This window comes from Natronorubrum texcoconense (genome assembly GCF_900100335.1).
GTDB classification, from domain to species: Archaea; Halobacteriota; Halobacteria; order Halobacteriales; family Natrialbaceae; genus Natronorubrum; species Natronorubrum texcoconense.
Map to the genome: position 1 here is coordinate 484,770 of NZ_FNFE01000001.1, position 18,467 is coordinate 503,236.

18 protein-coding genes and 2 tRNA genes are annotated in these 18,467 nt (G+C 65.1%); 12 read left to right on the top strand and 8 right to left on the bottom strand.

Features of this window, described 5'->3' with window-relative positions; translation table 11 throughout:
• Nucleotides 1-24: 24 nt before the first annotated feature.
• The 9 genes from ilvN to BLT08_RS02340 all read left to right on the top strand — a co-directional run bounded on the left by ilvN (nucleotide 25) and on the right by BLT08_RS02340 (nucleotide 8,145).
• On the top strand, nucleotides 25-693 hold the full coding sequence (ilvN, locus tag BLT08_RS02300) for an acetolactate synthase small subunit (RefSeq protein ID WP_090303910.1): 669 nt from the start codon (nucleotides 25-27) through the stop codon (nucleotides 691-693).
• Complete coding sequence (ilvC, locus tag BLT08_RS02305; RefSeq protein ID WP_090303169.1) at nucleotides 686-1,744, top strand: ketol-acid reductoisomerase; 1,059 nt, start codon at nucleotides 686-688, stop codon at nucleotides 1,742-1,744. The genes ilvN and ilvC overlap by 8 nt, the downstream gene beginning before the upstream one ends.
• Before the next feature lie 22 nt (nucleotides 1,745-1,766).
• Entirely contained in the window at nucleotides 1,767-2,042 is a 276-nt protein-coding gene (locus BLT08_RS02310; RefSeq protein ID WP_090303170.1) for a DUF7989 family protein, read from the top strand.
• Entirely contained in the window at nucleotides 2,039-3,460 is a 1,422-nt protein-coding gene (gene leuC / locus BLT08_RS02315) for a 3-isopropylmalate dehydratase large subunit (RefSeq protein WP_090303171.1), read from the top strand. The genes BLT08_RS02310 and leuC overlap by 4 nt, the downstream gene beginning before the upstream one ends.
• Complete coding sequence (leuD, locus tag BLT08_RS02320; RefSeq protein ID WP_090303172.1) at nucleotides 3,457-4,098, top strand: 3-isopropylmalate dehydratase small subunit; 642 nt, start codon at nucleotides 3,457-3,459, stop codon at nucleotides 4,096-4,098. The genes leuC and leuD overlap by 4 nt, the downstream gene beginning before the upstream one ends.
• Nucleotides 4,099-4,268: 170 nt before the next feature.
• Nucleotides 4,269-5,183 (top strand): DMT family transporter, encoded by a 915-nt coding sequence (locus BLT08_RS02325; protein WP_090303173.1) that lies wholly within the window; start codon nucleotides 4,269-4,271, stop codon nucleotides 5,181-5,183.
• A 171-nt stretch (nucleotides 5,184-5,354) separates the two neighbouring features.
• Entirely contained in the window at nucleotides 5,355-6,338 is a 984-nt protein-coding gene (locus BLT08_RS02330; RefSeq protein ID WP_090303174.1) for an isocitrate/isopropylmalate dehydrogenase family protein, read from the top strand.
• A gap of 170 nt (nucleotides 6,339-6,508) precedes the next feature.
• On the top strand, nucleotides 6,509-7,003 hold the full coding sequence (locus BLT08_RS02335) for a protein-tyrosine phosphatase family protein (protein WP_090303175.1): 495 nt from the start codon (nucleotides 6,509-6,511) through the stop codon (nucleotides 7,001-7,003).
• A gap of 56 nt (nucleotides 7,004-7,059) precedes the next feature.
• Complete coding sequence (locus BLT08_RS02340) at nucleotides 7,060-8,145, top strand: alpha/beta fold hydrolase (RefSeq protein WP_090303176.1); 1,086 nt, start codon at nucleotides 7,060-7,062, stop codon at nucleotides 8,143-8,145.
• A 29-nt stretch (nucleotides 8,146-8,174) separates the two neighbouring features.
• Here BLT08_RS02340 and BLT08_RS02345 read toward each other — a convergent pair whose 3' ends face one another.
• The 5 genes from BLT08_RS02345 to BLT08_RS02365 form a co-directional block, all read right to left on the bottom strand.
• Nucleotides 8,175-8,882 (bottom strand): hypothetical protein, encoded by a 708-nt coding sequence (locus BLT08_RS02345; protein ID WP_394328191.1) that lies wholly within the window; start codon nucleotides 8,880-8,882, stop codon nucleotides 8,175-8,177.
• Between the two features lie 182 nt (nucleotides 8,883-9,064).
• Nucleotides 9,065-9,877 carry a diphthine synthase gene (gene dph5, locus BLT08_RS02350; protein ID WP_090303177.1) on the bottom strand — a complete coding sequence of 271 codons (813 nt, stop codon included), beginning with the start codon at nucleotides 9,875-9,877 and terminating at the stop codon, nucleotides 9,065-9,067.
• 70 nt (nucleotides 9,878-9,947) lie between these two features.
• A tRNA-Arg gene (locus BLT08_RS02355) sits at nucleotides 9,948-10,022 on the bottom strand.
• A gap of 134 nt (nucleotides 10,023-10,156) precedes the next feature.
• Nucleotides 10,157-10,549 carry a RidA family protein gene (locus BLT08_RS02360; RefSeq protein ID WP_090303178.1) on the bottom strand — a complete coding sequence of 131 codons (393 nt, stop codon included), beginning with the start codon at nucleotides 10,547-10,549 and terminating at the stop codon, nucleotides 10,157-10,159.
• Nucleotides 10,550-10,599: 50 nt separating this feature from the next.
• On the bottom strand, nucleotides 10,600-11,004 hold the full coding sequence (locus BLT08_RS02365; RefSeq protein ID WP_090303179.1) for a Rieske (2Fe-2S) protein: 405 nt from the start codon (nucleotides 11,002-11,004) through the stop codon (nucleotides 10,600-10,602).
• Nucleotides 11,005-11,095: 91 nt separating this feature from the next.
• On the opposite strand from BLT08_RS02365, the gene BLT08_RS02370 reads away from it, so the two are divergent.
• The 3 genes from BLT08_RS02370 to BLT08_RS02380 all read left to right on the top strand — a co-directional run bounded on the left by BLT08_RS02370 (nucleotide 11,096) and on the right by BLT08_RS02380 (nucleotide 13,088).
• The gene (locus BLT08_RS02370; RefSeq protein ID WP_090303180.1) at nucleotides 11,096-12,076 is read left to right on the top strand and encodes a class I SAM-dependent methyltransferase; all 981 of its coding nucleotides are present in this window, start codon (nucleotides 11,096-11,098) and stop codon (nucleotides 12,074-12,076) included.
• 85 nt (nucleotides 12,077-12,161) lie between these two features.
• A tRNA-Thr gene (locus BLT08_RS02375) sits at nucleotides 12,162-12,235 on the top strand.
• 340 nt (nucleotides 12,236-12,575) lie between these two features.
• Nucleotides 12,576-13,088 (top strand): hypothetical protein, encoded by a 513-nt coding sequence (locus tag BLT08_RS02380; RefSeq protein ID WP_090303181.1) that lies wholly within the window; start codon nucleotides 12,576-12,578, stop codon nucleotides 13,086-13,088.
• Nucleotides 13,089-13,483: 395 nt separating this feature from the next.
• Here BLT08_RS02380 and BLT08_RS02385 read toward each other — a convergent pair whose 3' ends face one another.
• The 3 genes from BLT08_RS02385 to BLT08_RS02395 all read right to left on the bottom strand — a co-directional run bounded on the left by BLT08_RS02385 (nucleotide 13,484) and on the right by BLT08_RS02395 (nucleotide 18,259).
• A complete protein-coding gene (locus tag BLT08_RS02385; RefSeq protein WP_090303182.1) occupies nucleotides 13,484-14,131 on the bottom strand; it encodes a helix-turn-helix domain-containing protein in 648 nt (215 codons plus the stop codon).
• A gap of 168 nt (nucleotides 14,132-14,299) precedes the next feature.
• Complete coding sequence (locus BLT08_RS02390; RefSeq protein WP_090303183.1) at nucleotides 14,300-17,197, bottom strand: DUF1508 domain-containing protein; 2,898 nt, start codon at nucleotides 17,195-17,197, stop codon at nucleotides 14,300-14,302.
• A gap of 228 nt (nucleotides 17,198-17,425) precedes the next feature.
• Nucleotides 17,426-18,259 carry a pantoate kinase gene (locus tag BLT08_RS02395; protein ID WP_090303184.1) on the bottom strand — a complete coding sequence of 278 codons (834 nt, stop codon included), beginning with the start codon at nucleotides 18,257-18,259 and terminating at the stop codon, nucleotides 17,426-17,428.
• Nucleotides 18,260-18,467: the final 208 nt, after the last annotated feature.

The window sequence follows — 18,467 nt, forward strand, 5'->3', positions numbered from 1 at the left end:
CACACGAACCACGAGGTGGTTCGCGTGAAACGAGGGCTGGACGGCCCCGCCCCGGAGGAGCGACCGACCCCCGACGGTCGGCGCAACAAGCAGGGGATCCGGATCGATCCGGAGGTCGAAGCGAAACACGAGCCGCGCCGAACGGTTATCTCGGCGCTGGTCACCCACGAGCCCGGCGTGCTCTCGGACGTCTCGGGACTGTTCTCGAGGCGGCAGTTCAACATCGAGAGTCTGACCGTCGGGCCGACGGAAGACGACGAGCGCGCGCGGATCACGGTCGTCGTCGAAGAACCCGATCCCGGCATCGACCAGATCAAGAAACAGCTTCGGAAGCTCGTGCCGGTAATCTCGGTGCGAGAGCTCGAGCCCGACGCGATGCGCCGGGAGCTGGCGCTGGTCAAAGTCACCGCCGACGAGCCCGCACAGGTCAACGCCGTCGCGGACATGTACGACGCGACGACCGTCGACTCGAGTCCGGAGACGGCGACGTTCGAGATCACGGGCTCCCGCCAGAAGATCGAAGCCGCGATCGAGACGTTCGGCCAGTTCGGCGTTCGAGAGATCTCCCGAACCGGCACGACGGCGCTCGCTCGCGGCACCGAGGACACAGCCGCGCCCGTGAGCGCGACCGAATCGGCCGCCGACGGGGCGAACCAAGACGGAACCTACACACAGACAGCTGACGATGACTGACGAATTCACCACCGAGATTTACTACGACGACGACGCAGACGTATCGACGCTCGACGACGAGACCGTGGCCGTACTGGGCTACGGGAGCCAGGGTCACGCCCACGCGCTGAACCTCCACGAGAGTGGAGTCGACGTGATCGTCGGTCTCCGCGAGGGATCGGCCTCGCGCGACGCCGCCGAAGCGGACGGGCTGACGGTCGCGACGCCCGACGAAGCGGCCAAACAGGCGGGCTACATCTCCGTGCTCGTCCCCGACACCGTCCAGGCGTCGGTCTACGAGAACGCGATCGAGCCGAACCTCGAGGCGGGCGACACCCTGCAGTTCGCCCACGGCCTGAACATCCACTACGGCCAGATCGAGCCCCCGGAGGGCGTCGACGTCTCGATGGTCGCCCCGAAGAGCCCGGGCCACCTCGTGCGCCGGAACTACGAGAACGACGAGGGGACGCCGGGCCTGCTGGCGGTCTATCAGGACACGACGGGCGACGCGGAAGAGCGCGCCCTCGCGTACGCGAAGGCGATCGGCTGTACTCGCGCCGGCGTCATCGAGACGACGTTCCAGGAGGAAGTCGAGTCCGACCTCTTCGGCGAGCAGGCCGTCCTCTGTGGCGGCGTCACCTCGCTGGTCAAACACGGCTACGAGACGCTCGTCGACGCGGGCTACTCGCCGGAGATCGCCTACTTCGAGTGTCTGAACGAGCTCAAACTGATCGTCGACCTGATGTACGAGGGCGGCCACGCCGAGATGTGGGATTCCGTCTCCGATACGGCGGAGTACGGCGGTCTCTCCCGCGGCGACCGCATCGTCGACGAGCACGTTCGCGAGAACATGGAGGAGACGCTCGAGGAGATCCAGAACGGCGAGTTCACGCGCGAGTGGATCCTCGAGAACCAGGCCGGCCGACCGAGCTACACCCAGCTTCGCCAGGCCGAGAAGAACCACGAGATCGAGGAGGTCGGCGCCCGACTGCGCGACCTGTTCGCGTGGGCGGAAGAAGAGGACACGGAAGACGAAGAAGACGACTCCGTCCGCGTGCAGGCGGACGACTGAGATAGCACACGATTCAGAACCCATGAGACAGAACGAGAACACAGACACGATGGCCGACGTCAGCCACAAGAATCCCTACACCGGGGAGACGGCTGGACGGCTGTTCAGCCGCGGCCCGACCGTCGTCACCGACGGGGGGACCGACGGTGAAGAGCCGTCGGCAACCGATCCGAACGGACGCACGGACGAGGAACCGGAGACGATGGCGGACGTCGAACACACGCCGCCACAGGACGCCGACGACGCGAACCGCGTCTTCGAGCGCGGTCGTAAACCCACCCCAGAGGACACAGAATGAGCGAGGGAACGCTGTACGACAAGGTCTGGGATCGACACAAAGTAACCCGCCTGCCAACCGGGCAGGATCAGCTGTTCGTCGGCCTTCACCTCATCCACGAGGTCACGAGCCCGCAGGCGTTCGGGATGCTCCGCGAGCGCGACCTCGAGGTCGCGTATCCGAAGCTGACCCACGCGACGGTCGACCACATCGTGCCGACGGCCGACCAGTCCCGTCCGTACGAGGAGGACGCGGCCGAGGAGATGATGAGCGAACTCGAGCGGAACGTCCGCGACGCGGGCATCGACTTCTCGGACCCGACGACGGGCGATCAGGGGATCGTTCACGTCATCGGTCCGGAGCAGGGGCTCACCCAGCCCGGCAAGACGATCGTCTGTGGGGACTCCCACACCTCGACTCACGGCGCCTTCGGCGCGCTCGCGTTCGGGATCGGTACCAGCCAGATCCGTGACGTGCTCGCGACGGGCACCGTCGCGATGGAGAAACAGAAGGTCCGCAAGATCCAGGTCGACGGCGAACTCGGCGAGGGCGTCGAAGCGAAGGACATCGTCCTCGAGATCATCCGCCGACTCGGTACCGAAGGCGGCGTCGGCTACGTCTACGAGTACGCCGGCGAGGCCATCGAGAACCTCGGCATGGAGGGCCGAATGTCGATTTGTAACATGTCCATCGAAGGCGGCGCTCGCGCGGGCTACGTCAACCCCGACGAGACCACCTACGAGTGGATGAAAGAGACGGACTACTTCCAGGACAATCCCGAGCGTTTCGAGGAACTAAAACCCTACTGGGAGTCGATCCGGAGCGACGACGACGCGGCGTACGACGACGTCGTCACGATCGACGCGACCGAACTCGAGCCGGTCGTCACCTGGGGCACCACGCCCGGACAGGGGATCGGCATCTCTGATCCGATTCCGGAACCCGAATCGCTGCCCGCGGACAAGCAAGACACGGCTCGACGCGCCCAGGAACACATGCGCGTCGAACCCGGCGAGACGATGGAGGGCTACGAGATCGACGTCGCCTTCCTCGGCTCGTGTACGAACGCCCGCCTGCCCGACCTGCGCCGTGCGGCGGCGCTCGTCGAGGGCCAGCAGGTCCACGACGATGTCCGCGCCCTCGTCGTTCCCGGCAGCCAGCGCGTCCAGGAGACCGCCGAGCAAGAGGGTCTCAAGGACATCTTCGAGGAAGCCGGCTTCGAGTGGCGAAACGCCGGCTGTTCGATGTGTCTGGGGATGAACGAGGACCAACTCGAGGGCGACGAGGCCTGTGCCTCCTCCTCGAACCGGAACTTCGTCGGCCGCCAGGGCAGCAAGGACGGACGGACCGTCCTGATGAGTCCGGGAATGGTCGCTGCGGCGGCGATCAACGGGGAAGTCTCTGACGTGCGCGAATTGAAGGAGGTGACCACCGCATGAGCGGAGCGGAAGAAGTCGAAATCCCGGAAGTCAACTACGTCTCCGGCTCGGCCGTCCCGATTCGGGGCAACGACATCGACACCGACCAGATCATTCCCGCGCGGTTCATGAAGGTCGTCACCTTCGACGGACTGGGCGAGTTCGCGTTCTTCGATCTGCGCTTCGACGACGACGACAACCAGAAAGAACACCCGTTCAACGAGGAACGGTTCCAGGACTCCTCGGTGATGGTCGTCAACAGCAACTTCGGCTGTGGCTCCTCGAGAGAGCACGCGCCCCAGGCCCTGATGCGCTGGGGGATCGATGCGATTATCGGCGAGAGCTTCGCCGAGATTTTCGCGGGTAACTGTCTGGCGCTCGGCATTCCGACCGTGACCGCCGACAGCGAGACGATCCAGGCCCTGCAGGACTGGGTCGACGCGAACCCCGACGGCGAGATCGATATCGACGTCGAAGCCGAACAGGTTACGTACGGCGACGAGACGATCGACGTCACCGTCGACGACGCCCAGCGCAAGGCGCTCGTCGAGGGCGTCTGGGACACGACGGCGCTGATGAAGTCCAACGCCGGCGAAGTGCGGAAAAAGGCTCAGGAACTGCCGTACGTTGAGGACGCGGCGATTCCCGACGCCGAGTAGACTCGAGTCGACGACCTCGAAACCGAACGAGGTGGCGGTTCGTTTTTCCCACCTGTCTTCCGCCGTCGAGTGGCGACTTCGCTCGAGCCGTGGCCCCTGCTATCACGCCGGAAGCGGCAGAACGCGCCGCCCACCGTCATCGATTTCGGCACCTGTCCGAAAGCCAGTGTATGTCCCCGAACCGTGACGTCGCCTTGTTCCTCTCGCTGGCGGTGCTCTGGGGCCTCTCCTTTCCGGCGATTTCGGTCGGACTCGAGTCGCTCCCGCCGCTGCTCTTTGCGGCCGCCCGGTACGATATCGCGGCGATCTTGCTGCTGGCGGCGGCGATCGTTCGCGTCGATCAGTGGCGACCGACCGCGCGGAACGATCTGGCGGCGATCGTCGGCGGCGGGATCTTTCTCGTCGCCGGCAACGGATTGCTCTTTATCGGCCAGCAGACGGTCCCCAGCGGCGTCGCCGCGATCCTACAGGGGCTGGTGCCGATCGTCACCGCGCTGTGGGCGATCCCGCTGCTGGGCGAGCGACTGTCGGCAATCGGTGCCGTCGGCGCCGCGATCGGGTTTCTGGGCGTCGGGCTGATCGTCCAGCCGGATCCCGGCAATCTGCTGGCCGGCGATACCGCCGCGCGCTTGCTCGTCGTCGGGCAGGTCTGTAGCGTCGCACTCGGCGGCGTCTTGGTCCAACGAGCGGGTCCAACGTTGCCGCAGCTACCGCTCGTCGGCTGGTCGATGCTCGTCGGCGCCGTCGTCTTACATCTCGTGAGCCTCGGCACCGGCGAGCTCTCACGCGTCGGCGCGATCGAGCCCGCCTCGTTCGGTGCCGTGGTCTACCTCGGCGTGTTCGCGACCGCGATCGCCTTCATGATCTACTTCACCATCCTCGAGAAACACGGCGCGTTCGAGGCGGCGCTGATCGGGTATCTGGTGCCGATCGTCGCAACGGTCGCCGGCGTCGTCCTGCTCGACGAGTCGATCGGCGCGCTGACGATCGGCGGCTTCCTCCTGGTCGCGATCGGATTCGCGCTGCTCAAGCGGCGGGCGATCGCCGACGCCGTCGGGGTCTCGACGGGCGTCGGCAGCCCCTGATCGGGGCTCGCATCGAGGAACCTTCCTACGTCGTCAGCGCGTCTCTCGTCTCCGCGACGGTCGCCCGTTCGACTCTCGGGGTTCGTCGCGAACTCGCTATCGACGCGTTCGCGACTCGTTCACAATGTTGGTATCGATACCCTCTTTTCGGCCGCCACGAGATGGTCGAGCATGACTCACGAAATCGCCGTCATCCCGGGCGACGGAATCGGGCAGGAAGTCACCCCCGCCGCGGTCGAGGTCCTCGAGGCGCTCGACATCGACTTCGAGTTCACCGAAGCGGACGCAGGCGACGCCGTCCTCGAGAAGACCGGCGAAGCACTCCCGCAGGAAACGTACGATCTCGCGGCGTCGGCCGACGCGACGCTGTTCGGTGCGGCCGGCGAGACCGCCGCGGACGTCATCCTTCCGCTCCGGGACGCGGTCGACTCCTTCGTCAACATCCGCCCCGCGAAGGCGTATCCGGGGATCGACGCCGTTCGGCCCGAGACGGATCTCGTCTTCCTCCGCGAGAACACGGAGGGCGTCTACTCGGGGCTCGAGGACCGACTCACGCAGGACGTCTCGACGCTCACCCGCGTCGTCACGGAGACCGCCTCGAGGGACCTCGCAGAGTTCGCTTGCGACTACGTCTCGGAGGCCGACGAGCACGACGGCTTCTCCATCGTCCACAAGGCGAACGTCATGCGCGAGACGGACGGGCTGTTCCGTGACACCATCAAGTCGGTCGCCGACGAGGAGGGCGTCGAGACGGACGAAGTGCTGATGGACGCCTTCGCGACGCGGGTCTGTCTCGACCCCGAACAGTTCGACGTCATCGTCTGTCCGAACCTCGCGGGCGACGTCCTCTCGGACCTCGCCGCCGGCCTCGTCGGCGGACTCGGCTTGCTCCCCTCGGCCAACGTCGGTCCCGACCGCGCGCTGTTCGAACCGGTCCACGGCACCGCACCCGACATCGCCGGCGAGGGCGTCGCGAACCCGGCCGCGACGATCATCTCCGCCGCGATGTTGCTCGAGTACCTCGGCTACGACGCGGAGAGCGAGGCGGTCCACGAGGCCGTCGAAGCGACGCTCGAAGAGGGGCCGCGAACCGCGGATCTGGGCGGCGACGCTTCGACCGAGGACGTGACGAACGCCGTCATCGATCGACTGTAACGCTCGAACTGCGGTTTTCCGCTCGAGTACCGCTTCTGCGGCTCGATCGGATACAGATTCAAGTGGGATCGCTGCTTCTGTCTGCGCATCTTCACCGTGACACCGACTGTCGTTCGATTCGTCCGAGTACGCTCGAATTCTCTCGGGGAGCGATACGTGGAGCCGAGCCGATGACCTCTGCGAACTTCGGCCGAATCGTCGACGACGGGCCGCTCTTCGGAGCCTGTCGGCCCGGCCACCTCGGCGGCGACCTCGCGGAGTGGACCGAAATTCTCGAGACCAACGGCGTCTCCGGGGTCCTCTGTCTCCTCTCGGAACGCGAAGCCTCTCGATGGGGGCTCCCCGGGGAGTACGGCGAAACGTTCGATACCGCTCACGTTCCGATTCGAGACCGCCACCTTCCCAATATTGAACGGCTCAGGAGTGCCGTCGAGTTCATCGAGCGGATGACGGCCGACGGCGGCCGCGTCGTGCTCCACTGTAACGCCGGTCTCGGTCGCACGGGTGTGGTCGCCGCCGGCTGGGTGGCTCACGACCGAGACTGCTCGCCGGAAGCCGCGATCGACGCCGTCGAAACGCGACCGTGGCCGCGCGCGCCGCGAGAGGCGATCAGGGACGGGAACGCGACCGAGGAGGAGTTGTACGAACTGCTCGAACGGATCTAGTTCGGCGCAGTCTGCCGGACGGACAATTAACACGGATCGCGTGGTAGCCGTTCGTGATGACCCGAGACGACACCCTCGCCGGCGTCCAGTCGCGAACCGTCGACACCGACCGACTCGAGACGCACTACCTCGAGTCGGGCGGCGAATCCGAATCCGGTGAGACCGACGACACGGTCGTCTTCGTCCACGGAAACGTCTCTTCCTCCCGGTTTTTCGAGGACGCGATAGCCGACCTGCCGGATCGCTATCACGCGATCGCACCGGACCTGCGTGGCTACGGCGATTCGGAGACGAAACCCGTCGATGCGACGAACGGGCTCGGGGATTTCGCCGGCGACCTCCGTGCCCTGTTCGACGAACTCGACGTCGAGGATCCCATCACGCTCGTCGGCTGGTCGAACGGCGGCGGGGCCGCGATGCGGTACACGATCGACAACCCGGAGATGGTCGACTCACTCGTGCTGATCAACCCGCTCTCGCCGTACGGCTTCGGCGGGACGAAAGACGAGGACGGAACGCCGTGTTTCGACGACTACGCCGGCTCCGGCGGCGGCCTCGGCAACGACGAGTTCGTCGCGGGTCTCGCCGACCGGGACCGGAGCGAGGGCGGCGAATCCTCGCCGCGGAAGGTGCTGCGAACGTTCTACGTCGACCCGACCCACGAGTTCGACGAGGCTCGCGAGGAGTCGTACCTGACGGGGATGCTCGACACCGCAACTGGGGACGAGAACTACCCCGGGAATGCGGCGCCGAGCGAGAACTGGCCCGGTGTTGCGCCGGGCGATACCGGCGTAAACAACGCTATCTCGCCGAAGTACTGCTCGCTCGCGGAGATCACCGAGATCGATCCGGACGAGAAACCACCCGTACGCTGGATCCGCGGCGATTCGGACCAGATCGTCTCCAACGAGTCCTTCTTCGACGTCGGCACGCTCGGGCAGATGGGCGAAGTGCCGGGCTGGCCCGGCGAGGACGTCTTCCCACCGCAGCCGATGGTCGACCAGACCCGCGCGGTTCTCGAGGAGTACGCGGATGCCGGCGGCGAGTTCGACGAGGTCGTTTTCAGAAACACTGGACATACGCCCCACCTCGAAGTGCCCGGGGACTTTCTGGACGAACTCGAGACCGTAATCGGTCAGTAAGCACCGCGTCGCGCGTTCGGCCTCCGTGGCTACTGCCCGTCTTCGTCCTCGTCGGTCCCCCGCTCGCTACGCATCGTCCGGAGCGTCGACAGGCCGCGCTTTCGGGTGACTCCCTTCGAGATCCTGACGCCGTCGAACGTTCCCGTCCCGTAGGCGACGCTCGCACCGAGGTGGTCCATGAAGTAGGCGAAGCTCGCGAGCCACAGCAGTATCCCCGTGAGGGCGACGAAGGCGAGTCCCGTGACGAGCAACGACGGGCCGGCCACTCCCGCTGCGATCCCGGCGACGACGTAGACGAACGCGACGATCACCATGAGTACGGTGACCGTCGCGAACATGTCGTTGACGGCCGTCACCCGCGCGTTGTACTCGATCCACCGGCCGTAACTCCGGAGAAGTCGGACCTCGAACCGGTCTTCCTCGCGGTCGGAACCGCCTCGACTCGACTCGAGCGCGACCTCGACGGCGTCGGCGTCGATACCGCCCCGAAGGTTCGACGCCGTGTACGTCACCCCGGCGAGTCCCGTCGAAACCAGTAAGAGCAGCCCGCCGGCGATCGTAAAGAGGTTGACGAACGGCACGACGTTCAGATCGGTCTGTACGATGATCGATCCGCCGGTGACGACGAGCCCGATCAACAGGAGGTTCGCTTTCAGGATCTCGATGGCCTTGGCGTCGATCTCCTGGAGTCGTTCGACCTGGTAGTCGAACGTCATCCGGAGTTCGTCCCGGAGCATCTCGAACCGCTCCTCGTCCAGTTCGATCTCCCCGGTCGCCGCGTCCGTCTCGAGCGCCGCGTCCGCATCGACCGGTTCGTCGCTCCGATTCCGCCTCATGTGTCCGTCCCTCCCGCCCGGACCGTAAATAGGCAGGCGGTCTCGAGCGACGCGTCGAGAGTCGCGGACAGCTGACGTCGCCGTCAGCTGATATCGAGCGCGTCCCGGTCGGCTCCGGCGAGTTCGACCAGGGCATCGGCCTCGAGCAGATGGCAGTCACCGGGGACGACGAGCAGGTGTAGCGGATCGCCGAACTCCCGCTCCGCGAGTTCGGTCATCGTCCCGGCCTCGACGAGCGGGTCCGGACTGCCCGCGCGGGCGACGACGACGCCGACGAGATCGGGGTACTCCTCGGCGAGGAGTTCGGCCCCGACGTCTGCGGTCATGTACTCCTCGAGCGTTTCGTCCGTCTCGAGGCGATTCGTCGCGGCCTCGTTGTCCACCTTGATATCGAGGTAGACGACCGTGTGGAGGCCGTCCGCGCGGTTGTCGTCGATCGTATTCGAGACGCTCGCGGGGAGTCCCTCCGCGCCGTGAGCGTAGGGAAACGGCAGCGTCGTCGCCTTACCGAAGCGGTAGTTCTGGAGTCCGGTGAGCGCGCTCGTGGCCGTCTGTGCCGTCACGCCGTGGACGACCCGCGTTTCGATGCCGCGCTCGTGGGCTCGCAGACGAAGGTCGACGTGGGTCGTCGAGATCATCGTATCCCCCGCGGTCAGGAAGGCGACGTCCTCGGTCTCGGCGGCCTCGAGAATGTCCTCTGGGTGCTGTTCGACGCCCGTGCGGTCCCGAACCTCGATCTCGATATCGTGGTGGGACTCGAGGTCCTCGAGGGACGTGCCGATCAGCTCGCTGGTGTAGAACTCGGCGTAGACGCGGTCGGCGTTCCGAAGCGCTTCTTGGCCCTCGACGGTGATCGAGTGCTCGTCGTAAAGGCCGAGACCGATGAAGGTGAGCATGACGGCCCGTAGTGCGAGCGGTGGGAATACGTTTTCGAGACGGTCGCCGCGGTCCGGGCCGCGAGGGGAGCTAGCCGAGGAGGATTCGAACCCCCGACCGTTCGGTACGAGACCGAACGCTCTGTCCGTGCTGAGCTACCGGCCACCGCTCGGTACCACGAACGAATGTATATATTTCGTCACTTGTACTGCCGCGGTACCGCGGAGAGGTCCTCGCAGAACGATTCCGGCAACGGGTGACACGGAGTTCGGCTACCGGAGCCAGGACGGATCGAGACGCTACTCGTCGTCCACGACCGCTACCGCTTCGATCTCGACCAGGTGGTCCGGATCGATCAACCGCTGAACCTCGACCATACTGGCTGCCGGACGGATCTCCCCGAACACCTCGCCGTGGGCCCGCCCGATCGCCTCCCAGTCGTCGATATCGGTGACGAAAATTCTGGTCCGGACGACGTCCTCGAGCGATCCGCCGGCTTCTTCGAGTGCGTCCGTGACGATCTCGAGGGCGCGTTTCGTCTGTCGGTACGGATCACCGGGGGCGACGACCTCGCCATCGTCGTCGGTCGCCGTCGTTCCCGCAACGTGGATCTGCGAACCGGCGCGGACTGCTCGAGAGTAGCCTACTTTCGGTTCCCACTCGGTGTCGCTCGAGACACGTTTTCGTTCCATGCGGTGAGCAGACGGGCCACCCTCAAAAGCGTCTCTCGGACCGTGGGGCGTCAGAGCGAGATGTGTGACGTCGAGTCGGGACCGCCGTCGTCGTCCATCCCGCCCTCGTGAACGAACGACGCGTCGTCGTCGGTGAGAAAGACAGTGCCATCGGTGTGGACCGTGATATCAATCGACGGGAGCGTCGTGTCGGCCGCTTCGCCGTTATCACAGTGACCGGAACAGGAGTCGAACAGCGACCCGTGTCGGGGACAGATAAGCTGGCCGTCGCGCATCGGGACGCCCCGACCCGTATCGAACCGCTGAGCCTCGTGCGTACAGCGGTTGATCCAGGCCTCGACACCGTCGTCGCAGGGAACGAGGATCACCTCTTCTCGCTCGCCGTGTCGATCCCGTACCGTAAACAGCCACGAGCCCTCCTCGTGAACCGTCTCCACGGTCGTGAGTTTGTGCATACGGACGGATTGGCACGAGGCCTGAAAACTGTTCACGGCCGGCGGTCCGGAAAACGTCACCGTTACGGCGGACCGCCGGCTTCGTCACGGTATGGAAGTGCCGTGCGTCCGCGTCCCGCGCGAGGAGGGCGAAGCCACGCGCCGCGAACTCGCGGACGCGGACCTGATCGACGACGAGTACGAGATTTCGGTGGCCGACGGCAGTCTCTACGTGCCGATCACGGACCCCGACGCGGTTTCGGACACCCTCGAGGTCGTCGCCCGCCCCGTCGAGGAGCGCGAGACGCAGACGACGCCGGCCGATATTCTGGGGTGGGAGCCGTCCTACGAGCGACTCGGTCGCGCCGCCCTGCTCGACGAGGACGACGACGAACGCGCCCGCGAAATCGCCGACGCCGTCCTCGAGTCAGATCTCCCCCTCGAGACGGTGCTCAACAAGGCGTCGAAGGTGAAAGGCGAGACGCGGGTGCGAGACTGGGATATCCTCGCCGGCGAGGACACGGAGGTCGTCCACCGCGAGTACGGCTGCGAGTTCGCGCTCGACCTCGCCGCCGTCTACTTCTCGCCGCGGCTCGCAACCGAGCGCCACCGGGTCGCAAAACAGGTCAGCGACGACGAGCGGGCGCTCGACATGTTCGCCGGCGTCGGTCCGTTCGTGATTCCGTTCGCGAAACGCGGCGCGGAGTGCGTCGGCGTGGACGTCAACGAAGACGCTATCGAGTACCTGCGCGAGAACGCGCGCCGGAACGGCGTCGCGGATCGCGTGACGGCGATCTGTGACGATGTCCGGACGGTGGCCAACGAGTACGCAAACTGGGCCGATCGCCTCGTGATGAACCTGCCCCACAGCGCCGACGAGTTCCTCGAGAGCGCCGTTACCCTCGCGGGCGACGACTGCGTGATCCACTACTACGATATCCAACACGAGGACGATCCGTTCGGGCCGGGCGAGCGGGCGATTCGGAATGCGGCCGAACCGGAGTACGAGGTTTCCGTCGAGACGCGGCGGACGGTTCGTTCCTACGCGCCACACGAGTTGAACGTCTGTCTGGACGTTCGACTCGAGCGATAAGCCGAGCCACGCGAATGTTCCACACGTCCGTATCGATTCGCAATCCTTATGGCTGGTATCGACCCTACAAATTAACGCGCACCTCGCCGGTGTAGCTCAGACTGGCAGAGCGAATCCTTCGTAAGGATTAGGTCGAGGGTTCAAATCCCTCCACCGGCTTGCTTTCTGCGACGAACGTTACGTGAGGAGCAAAGCAAGCCGTGGAAGATTTGAATCAGAGAGGAGCGTGCTCCGACCGTGGTTCACAATCCTCTCCACCGGCTTTTTACTGCGAACAACACGTGAGCAGCAACGGCCCTCGAGGGATTTGAGTTGGGGAGCGACTTCGCTGTGGCCGTAGTTCACGATCCCGCCGCAGGCATGCGTTTTGGTGGCCCAGTCCGAAAGCAGCAAATCCATCTGATGGAATCCGAGGCGCGGAGAGACGCCGGTGTGACGTTAGGTTGCAGCCACTACCTACTCCACAACGTACATACGGGTTACACAGTAACGAAGTCGTATGATCAGTCCGTCCTGTCCCAGTTGTGACGGAAGTCTCTTCGTGACGAAGATTCGGACAGGTGGGGCGCTCTTTCGACCGGAGAACGACTACTTCCGATGCTGGCGCTGTTTTCACAAGTTCACGCCGGCCGACGAGGAGGGCGACCAGCCGGCCGAGCAGATCGACGCGTTCGACCGTCGCGCGGAATCGAAGGATCCGAGAGTCGAGATTACGGCGGTCGACCTCGAGCTCGAAACCGAAGGGACCCAACGCGCCGTCGAAGCGTTCGCCGTAACGGTCGAGAACAGAACCACCGCGGCGCTCCCGGTGACGCAGGTTCTCCTCTCGTTCGACGGTGGAGAGATGAAGATGACGCCAAAAAACGAAACCGTCGTTGGCTCGGAGGACTCGGCGACGATCGATGTCCACTGGAGTTGGATCCCGCTCGAGCACGAGACGATGACGGTGACGCTCCGCTCGCGTGATAGTACGGTCGCGTCCACGGATGTGACGCTTTCCAAATCCGATTAGTTCAGCGCGGCTTTGTTGAACCGTGCTGGGAGTGATAGGTTAGAACCTCTGTGATAAGTACCGGGCAAGGCGTTACCGCTGCAGTCGGGGTACAAGCGCAGTACCCGGGAGTGACCATCGGGAGCGGCCTTTTTAGTGGGTTTTTGCGCCCAGCGCGGGACCTATGGTCCCGCGGGCCGTGCGAACGGGCGCTTCGCGCCCGTGAGCAGACGAGAGGTTCCGAACGAAGTCGTTCGAAAGACGCTTTGCGTCTTTCGTGATGACGATAAACCTCTGGTTTCTCGAACCATGAGGAATCCCGAGGCGGAAAAAGGTACTTCTGCACCTGCAGTGAACGTGTATTTTACGCGAAACAGATCCGATTACGAGTCTCAACAGAACCATCGGTGACCGTCCTACGGGCCACTATCGAGAACTCGCTTCACGGCGTTCGCTTCGCCGCGACGGACGAGTTCCGACGCCGTCGAGACGGCACACTCGAGTTCCTCGGCAACGGCTTCGATACCGCCCTCGCGCGGAATTTCGTAGAAGCCGACGTCCCAGGCGGCCTGCAGTGCGGCTGCCTGTCGATCGGACACCGCCGCGCCGGCGACTGCGATCTCCTGGCTGACCCAGCGAACGTCCAGTCCAATTCCGTCGGGCACCTCCTCGACGACGGCGGTCAGCGCCGACGGATGGCCGACGACGGTCAGTCGGATCGTCCTATCCGAGCGAATCTCGATAGGCGGGACGACCACGACGGTCTCCTGTGCGAGCGCGTCCAAGAGTGACAGCCCTTCCGGCCCGAGTTCTCGACGAAGATAGAGGAAGAAGCCGTCGTCGGAGGGAGTAATATCGTACTCGAGAACGGTCTCGAGAGCACACAACAGCGCCTCGTAGGCCTCGGGTTGGCCGTAGACGAACGACGTGATCGTCTCGACCCCGTCGACAGCCTGTCCGCCGACGATGATCTCTCGATCGATATCGGGCGATTCGCAGATTCCCTTGTGTAACGGCGGAATCGCTGCCGACGTGTAGCGGAGTTCGATGCGCATCGACTTCATGGCTCGAGAGTACGGCCCGTAGGACTTAAATTCCCGATAGCTATCGGGAGACGTCCTACCGACCGCGACGGGTCCCAGTGCATCTCGAGCGGTACCTCGAACGAACGGAAACGCGCAACATCGCAAAAACGAACGGCAGTCGTCGATCGATTCGAAACGGAACGTCGACTACTCGGTAAAGGTGATCCAGCCGTCGGGAGCGTGGGCCTTCACATCGTTCATCGCCTCGCGGGCGTCGGTGCGGCTCTCGTAGGTCTGGGTGCTCTCGGCCATCGTCGAGCCGTACTCGTCGACCAGCCGCCAGACCCAGCCCTCGCCGTCTTCGTCGGTGTGCAGTTCGAAGGAGACGCTGTCGATCTCGAGGATGCTCGCCTCTTCGATCAGTTCGCGGACGTTCTCGAGGGCCGCGCGTGCGGCCTCGGTCGAGTCGTGGCTCTCGGAGCCGGTCGCGATCGTCCGCCCGTCCTCGTCGATAAGCCGCCACTGCCAGCGCTCGTCCTCGTCGGCGACGAGTTCGAAGGAGGCGACGTCGAAGTCGACGCGACCCGCCATTGGCGCGAGCTGGCGAACGTCCTCGATGGCGCCCATGGCGGCGGCCTTGGTGGAGACGGCACCGACCGCACTCGCACTGACCTCGCGCTCGCGGTCGATGAGCTCCCACGTCCATCCGTCGCTGCCGTCCAGCCGAATCGCGACGTCCTCGATCGCGAATATCGGCGCGTCGACGGCGTGTGCCTTCAGGCTCTCGGCGCCGGCCATCGCCTCGTCACGGGTATCGTAGCTGACGGTCGAATCGGCGACCTCTTCGCGGTCGCGGTCGAGCAGTCGCCAGTGCCAGCCGCCGCTGTCGTACAGCTGGACCGCAACGTCGCCGATCGTGTGCTGGTGAGCCGCCGCGGCCGAGCGGCGGATGTCGTCCAGTTCGTCGACGAGTTCGTCCCGGGTCGGGTGAGCCTCGCCGGCTTCCGCGACGGTCTCGCCCGAGGGCAGCACGAACCGCCACTGCCAGTCCTCGGCCGCGTATGTCTGGAAGATCGCCGTATCCATCGTCCGAATGTCGGAGTCTAAGTGCTCGAGCAGTCGGTTCATCGCCTGCCGTGCGGCACCGCGAGTCGGGTGCGTGGCTGGGTCCTCCGCGACGAGCTTCCCGGCCTCGTCGATGAGCCGCCAGCCCCACTCGTCGTCCTCGTTGACGAACAGCTCGAACGCTGCGGTCTCGATTTCCAGTAACTCGGCGTCGGGAGCCTGCTCTTTCAGCGTCATCATCGCCTCGGCGGCCTCGCCCCGCGAGGTGTGTTCCTGGCCGCTGTCTGCGAGCACGTTGCCGTCCTCGTCGATGAGCCGCCAGCGCCACTCGCCGGAGTCAGCCTCGTAGACCTGGAACGCCGCGTGTTCGAACTCGATGAGGTCGGCCTCGCTGGCCTGTTCCCGAACCCGCTGGATCGCCTCCGACGCCGTCTCGGCGTCCGAGTGGGGTTCGTTGCTCGCGGCGACGATCTCGCGGTCGTCGGTGACGAGCCGCCAGTTCCAGTCGGGGCCGGTCTGGTCGTCGTACTCGAGCGTCGTACCGCCGTCGGTCTGGGCGACTGCGTCGTCCACCGTTGCCGGGAGGTCGTCGTCCGGACCGGCCGAAGGCGACGCGCTGGCCGTCGGGTATACCTCGTACTCCGCCTCGTCGATCTCGACGACGTCGGCCTCGGGGGCTCCGTCGCTGAACTGATCGGCGCTCGATTCGACGTCGGCCTGTTCGGTGACGTCGGTCGGACTGCGGGCGACGATGTGCTCGGTCTCGTCGACGAGCCGCCAGCGCCAGTCACTGCCCGACTCGTACAGTTCGTAGGTCGGTTCGCCGGCCACGGTGACCGACGCGGACTCGAGTGCGGGGAGCAGTGCTTCGGCAGCCGCTTCGGCGTCGCGACGGGAGTCGAACGTGTCCGAGGCGCTCGCGACGACGTCGTCGGCGTCGTCGACGAAGCGCCAGGTCCAGCCGCCCGGTCGCTCGACGAGTTCGACGCCGACGTGCTCGATGTCGAGCAGGCGTGCGCGGTCGAACCGTTCGGCGAACGTCTGTGCGGCCTCCTCGGCCCGTTCCTGAGTTCGGAAGCCGGAGTCGCTCGAGGCTAACGGATTCCGCTCGTCGTCGACGAGTTGCCAGAACCACTGGTCGCGTTTCTCCTCGTAGGTGAACGCCGCGCCCTCGATCTCGATGACGTCGGCGTCGGGGCCGCGGTCCTTGAGGAAGCTCACGGAGTTCTCGGCGCCGTCGCGCTGGTCGAACTCGCCGGTGCTCGAGCCGACGACGCTGCCGTCGTCGCGCGCGAGCGTCCACTGCCAGGTGCCGTCCCGGTCCTCGTAGAGCCGGAACGCGGAGGTTGTCAACTCCATCAGGCCCGCGGAACTGATCTGGGACTGGACCCGCTCGATGCCATCGGTTGCGTCGGGTCGCGTGACGGCGCTCTCGTTGCTCGTCGCGAGCGCCTCGAGGTGGAGGACGTTCCACTGCCAGTCGCCGTTCTCGTCGCGGAAGACGGCGAACTGCGCGCCCTCCATCGCGTCGCCGGTCAGAATGTCCGGATCGTCGGTCGCCCCCTCCTCCTCGACGAACATCCCTTTCTGTCCTGTGAGGATGGGGACGAGGGCCGTGACGCCGGCGATCAGGCCGATTCCGAGGGTGTAGACGGAGATGACTTGGACGCTGTAGTCGGTCCCGAGCTCTCGCCAGTTGTAGGGGTAGGCCCACCCGAAGAAGACGACGCCGCCGAGTGCGATGAGGAGTCCGAGCACGCTCGCGTAGATCCCGATCCGTCGGACCGGAAGCATGAGCACGATCCCGAACAGACAGAGCGCAAGCCCCGCCGCCGCCGTGACGCCGGAGATCCGAATGAGCGTGTAGGAATCCGCGCTCCCGGCGTAGCCGACGACGAACGTGAATATTCCTGCCGCGCCGAGGAGATAGCCGGCGATGAATATCCAGTAGCCGTAGACGTCCTTGCTCGAGTCGGGCTCACCGACGTAGTGTTCGTACAGTCGAAACAGCTTTTGATGAATTTCAGTCGTTGAGGACATTCGTAAACTTGACCGGATAACTGAAACCCATCATAATAAAGCTCCGGCCACAATATCGAGTTCTGATATGTTCGTCTCGGGCTCTAAGAGAGCGGAACCGCTCCGGAGATTCGATATGTGGGGCCTGTTGAACGTATACAGACCTCTCGGAACGTGGGGTCAACCTGCTCGATCGAAGTGTACAGAATCGATCGCCGAGCGAGGCAAACTGCCTCGACACGCACCCCGTTATTTCAGCATCGCACCCGCCGGGTGCGTCGCACAGACGGCCGGCTCGTAGCCGGCATCAGAGAGCCCCGTGCCGAGCGCGAAGACGGTCTCGCCGAGCATGGCCATCGAGGCCTGCCCGTCGACTTCCGTCACGTCGCCGATCGTCCGCGCGACCTGCTCGGTCAACAGCTCCGCTTCGCGAGCGAACAGCCGAGAGGCGTACATAAACGAGAGCAGGGTCGGTTCCTCGACGACCCGCGAGAGCGCCTGTTTTCCGGCGGCAGAGAGCCGCTCGGTCTCGCCCGAAAGCACGTCCGCCGTCGAGAGTTCGCCGAACGAAACGTACTCTACGCGCGCTCGAGACGGAATCGCGTCGAGCGTGTTCACCTGCGGTGCACCCGGTTCCAGGCGGATCGGGACGCCTCCGTGGGCTTGCGCAACCACGTCTCCCAGTCCGGTTCCCGCCTGTACCTCGGCCCCGTGTGCGATGGTCACGAGTTCGTTCCACGAGAGCTTGCGTTCGAATACCTGGTTCGCCGCGAGGGCGGTTCCGAGCGCCATCGCGCCCGAGACCCCGAAGCCGGAGCCGATCGGGAGTTCCGATTCGGCCTCGACGCGGGCGCTCACTTCGAGCGTCTCGAGAACCGTCTCTACGGGATCCACGTCGCACTCCTCGCCGTCGAGGACGACCGTCGACGTGTCGTCAGTGGCCGGTTCGACCGTCACCTCGACGCCGTCGGTAAGCGTCACTCCCGCGCCGCGGGAGCCCGCTTTCGTCGGATCGTCGTCTGGATGAGCGCTGAAAAAGCCCGTAATGTGCCCCGGTACGAACGCCGTCGACTCCTCGCGCATTGGGCGGTATTTCGGCTCGGACGATATAACAGTGAAGATTCGGTACGGATCGACTCGAGCACATCGTCGCGAACGCACCGAAACCGCTCGGCGGAGACAGCGGCCGTCGTCTGCACACGACGTCGGTGAACCCCAACGTACGTGATCTGTGAGTCACAACCGCATGGATCACGACCTCAAGGAACGTGGGTGATTCCAGAAAAAACTA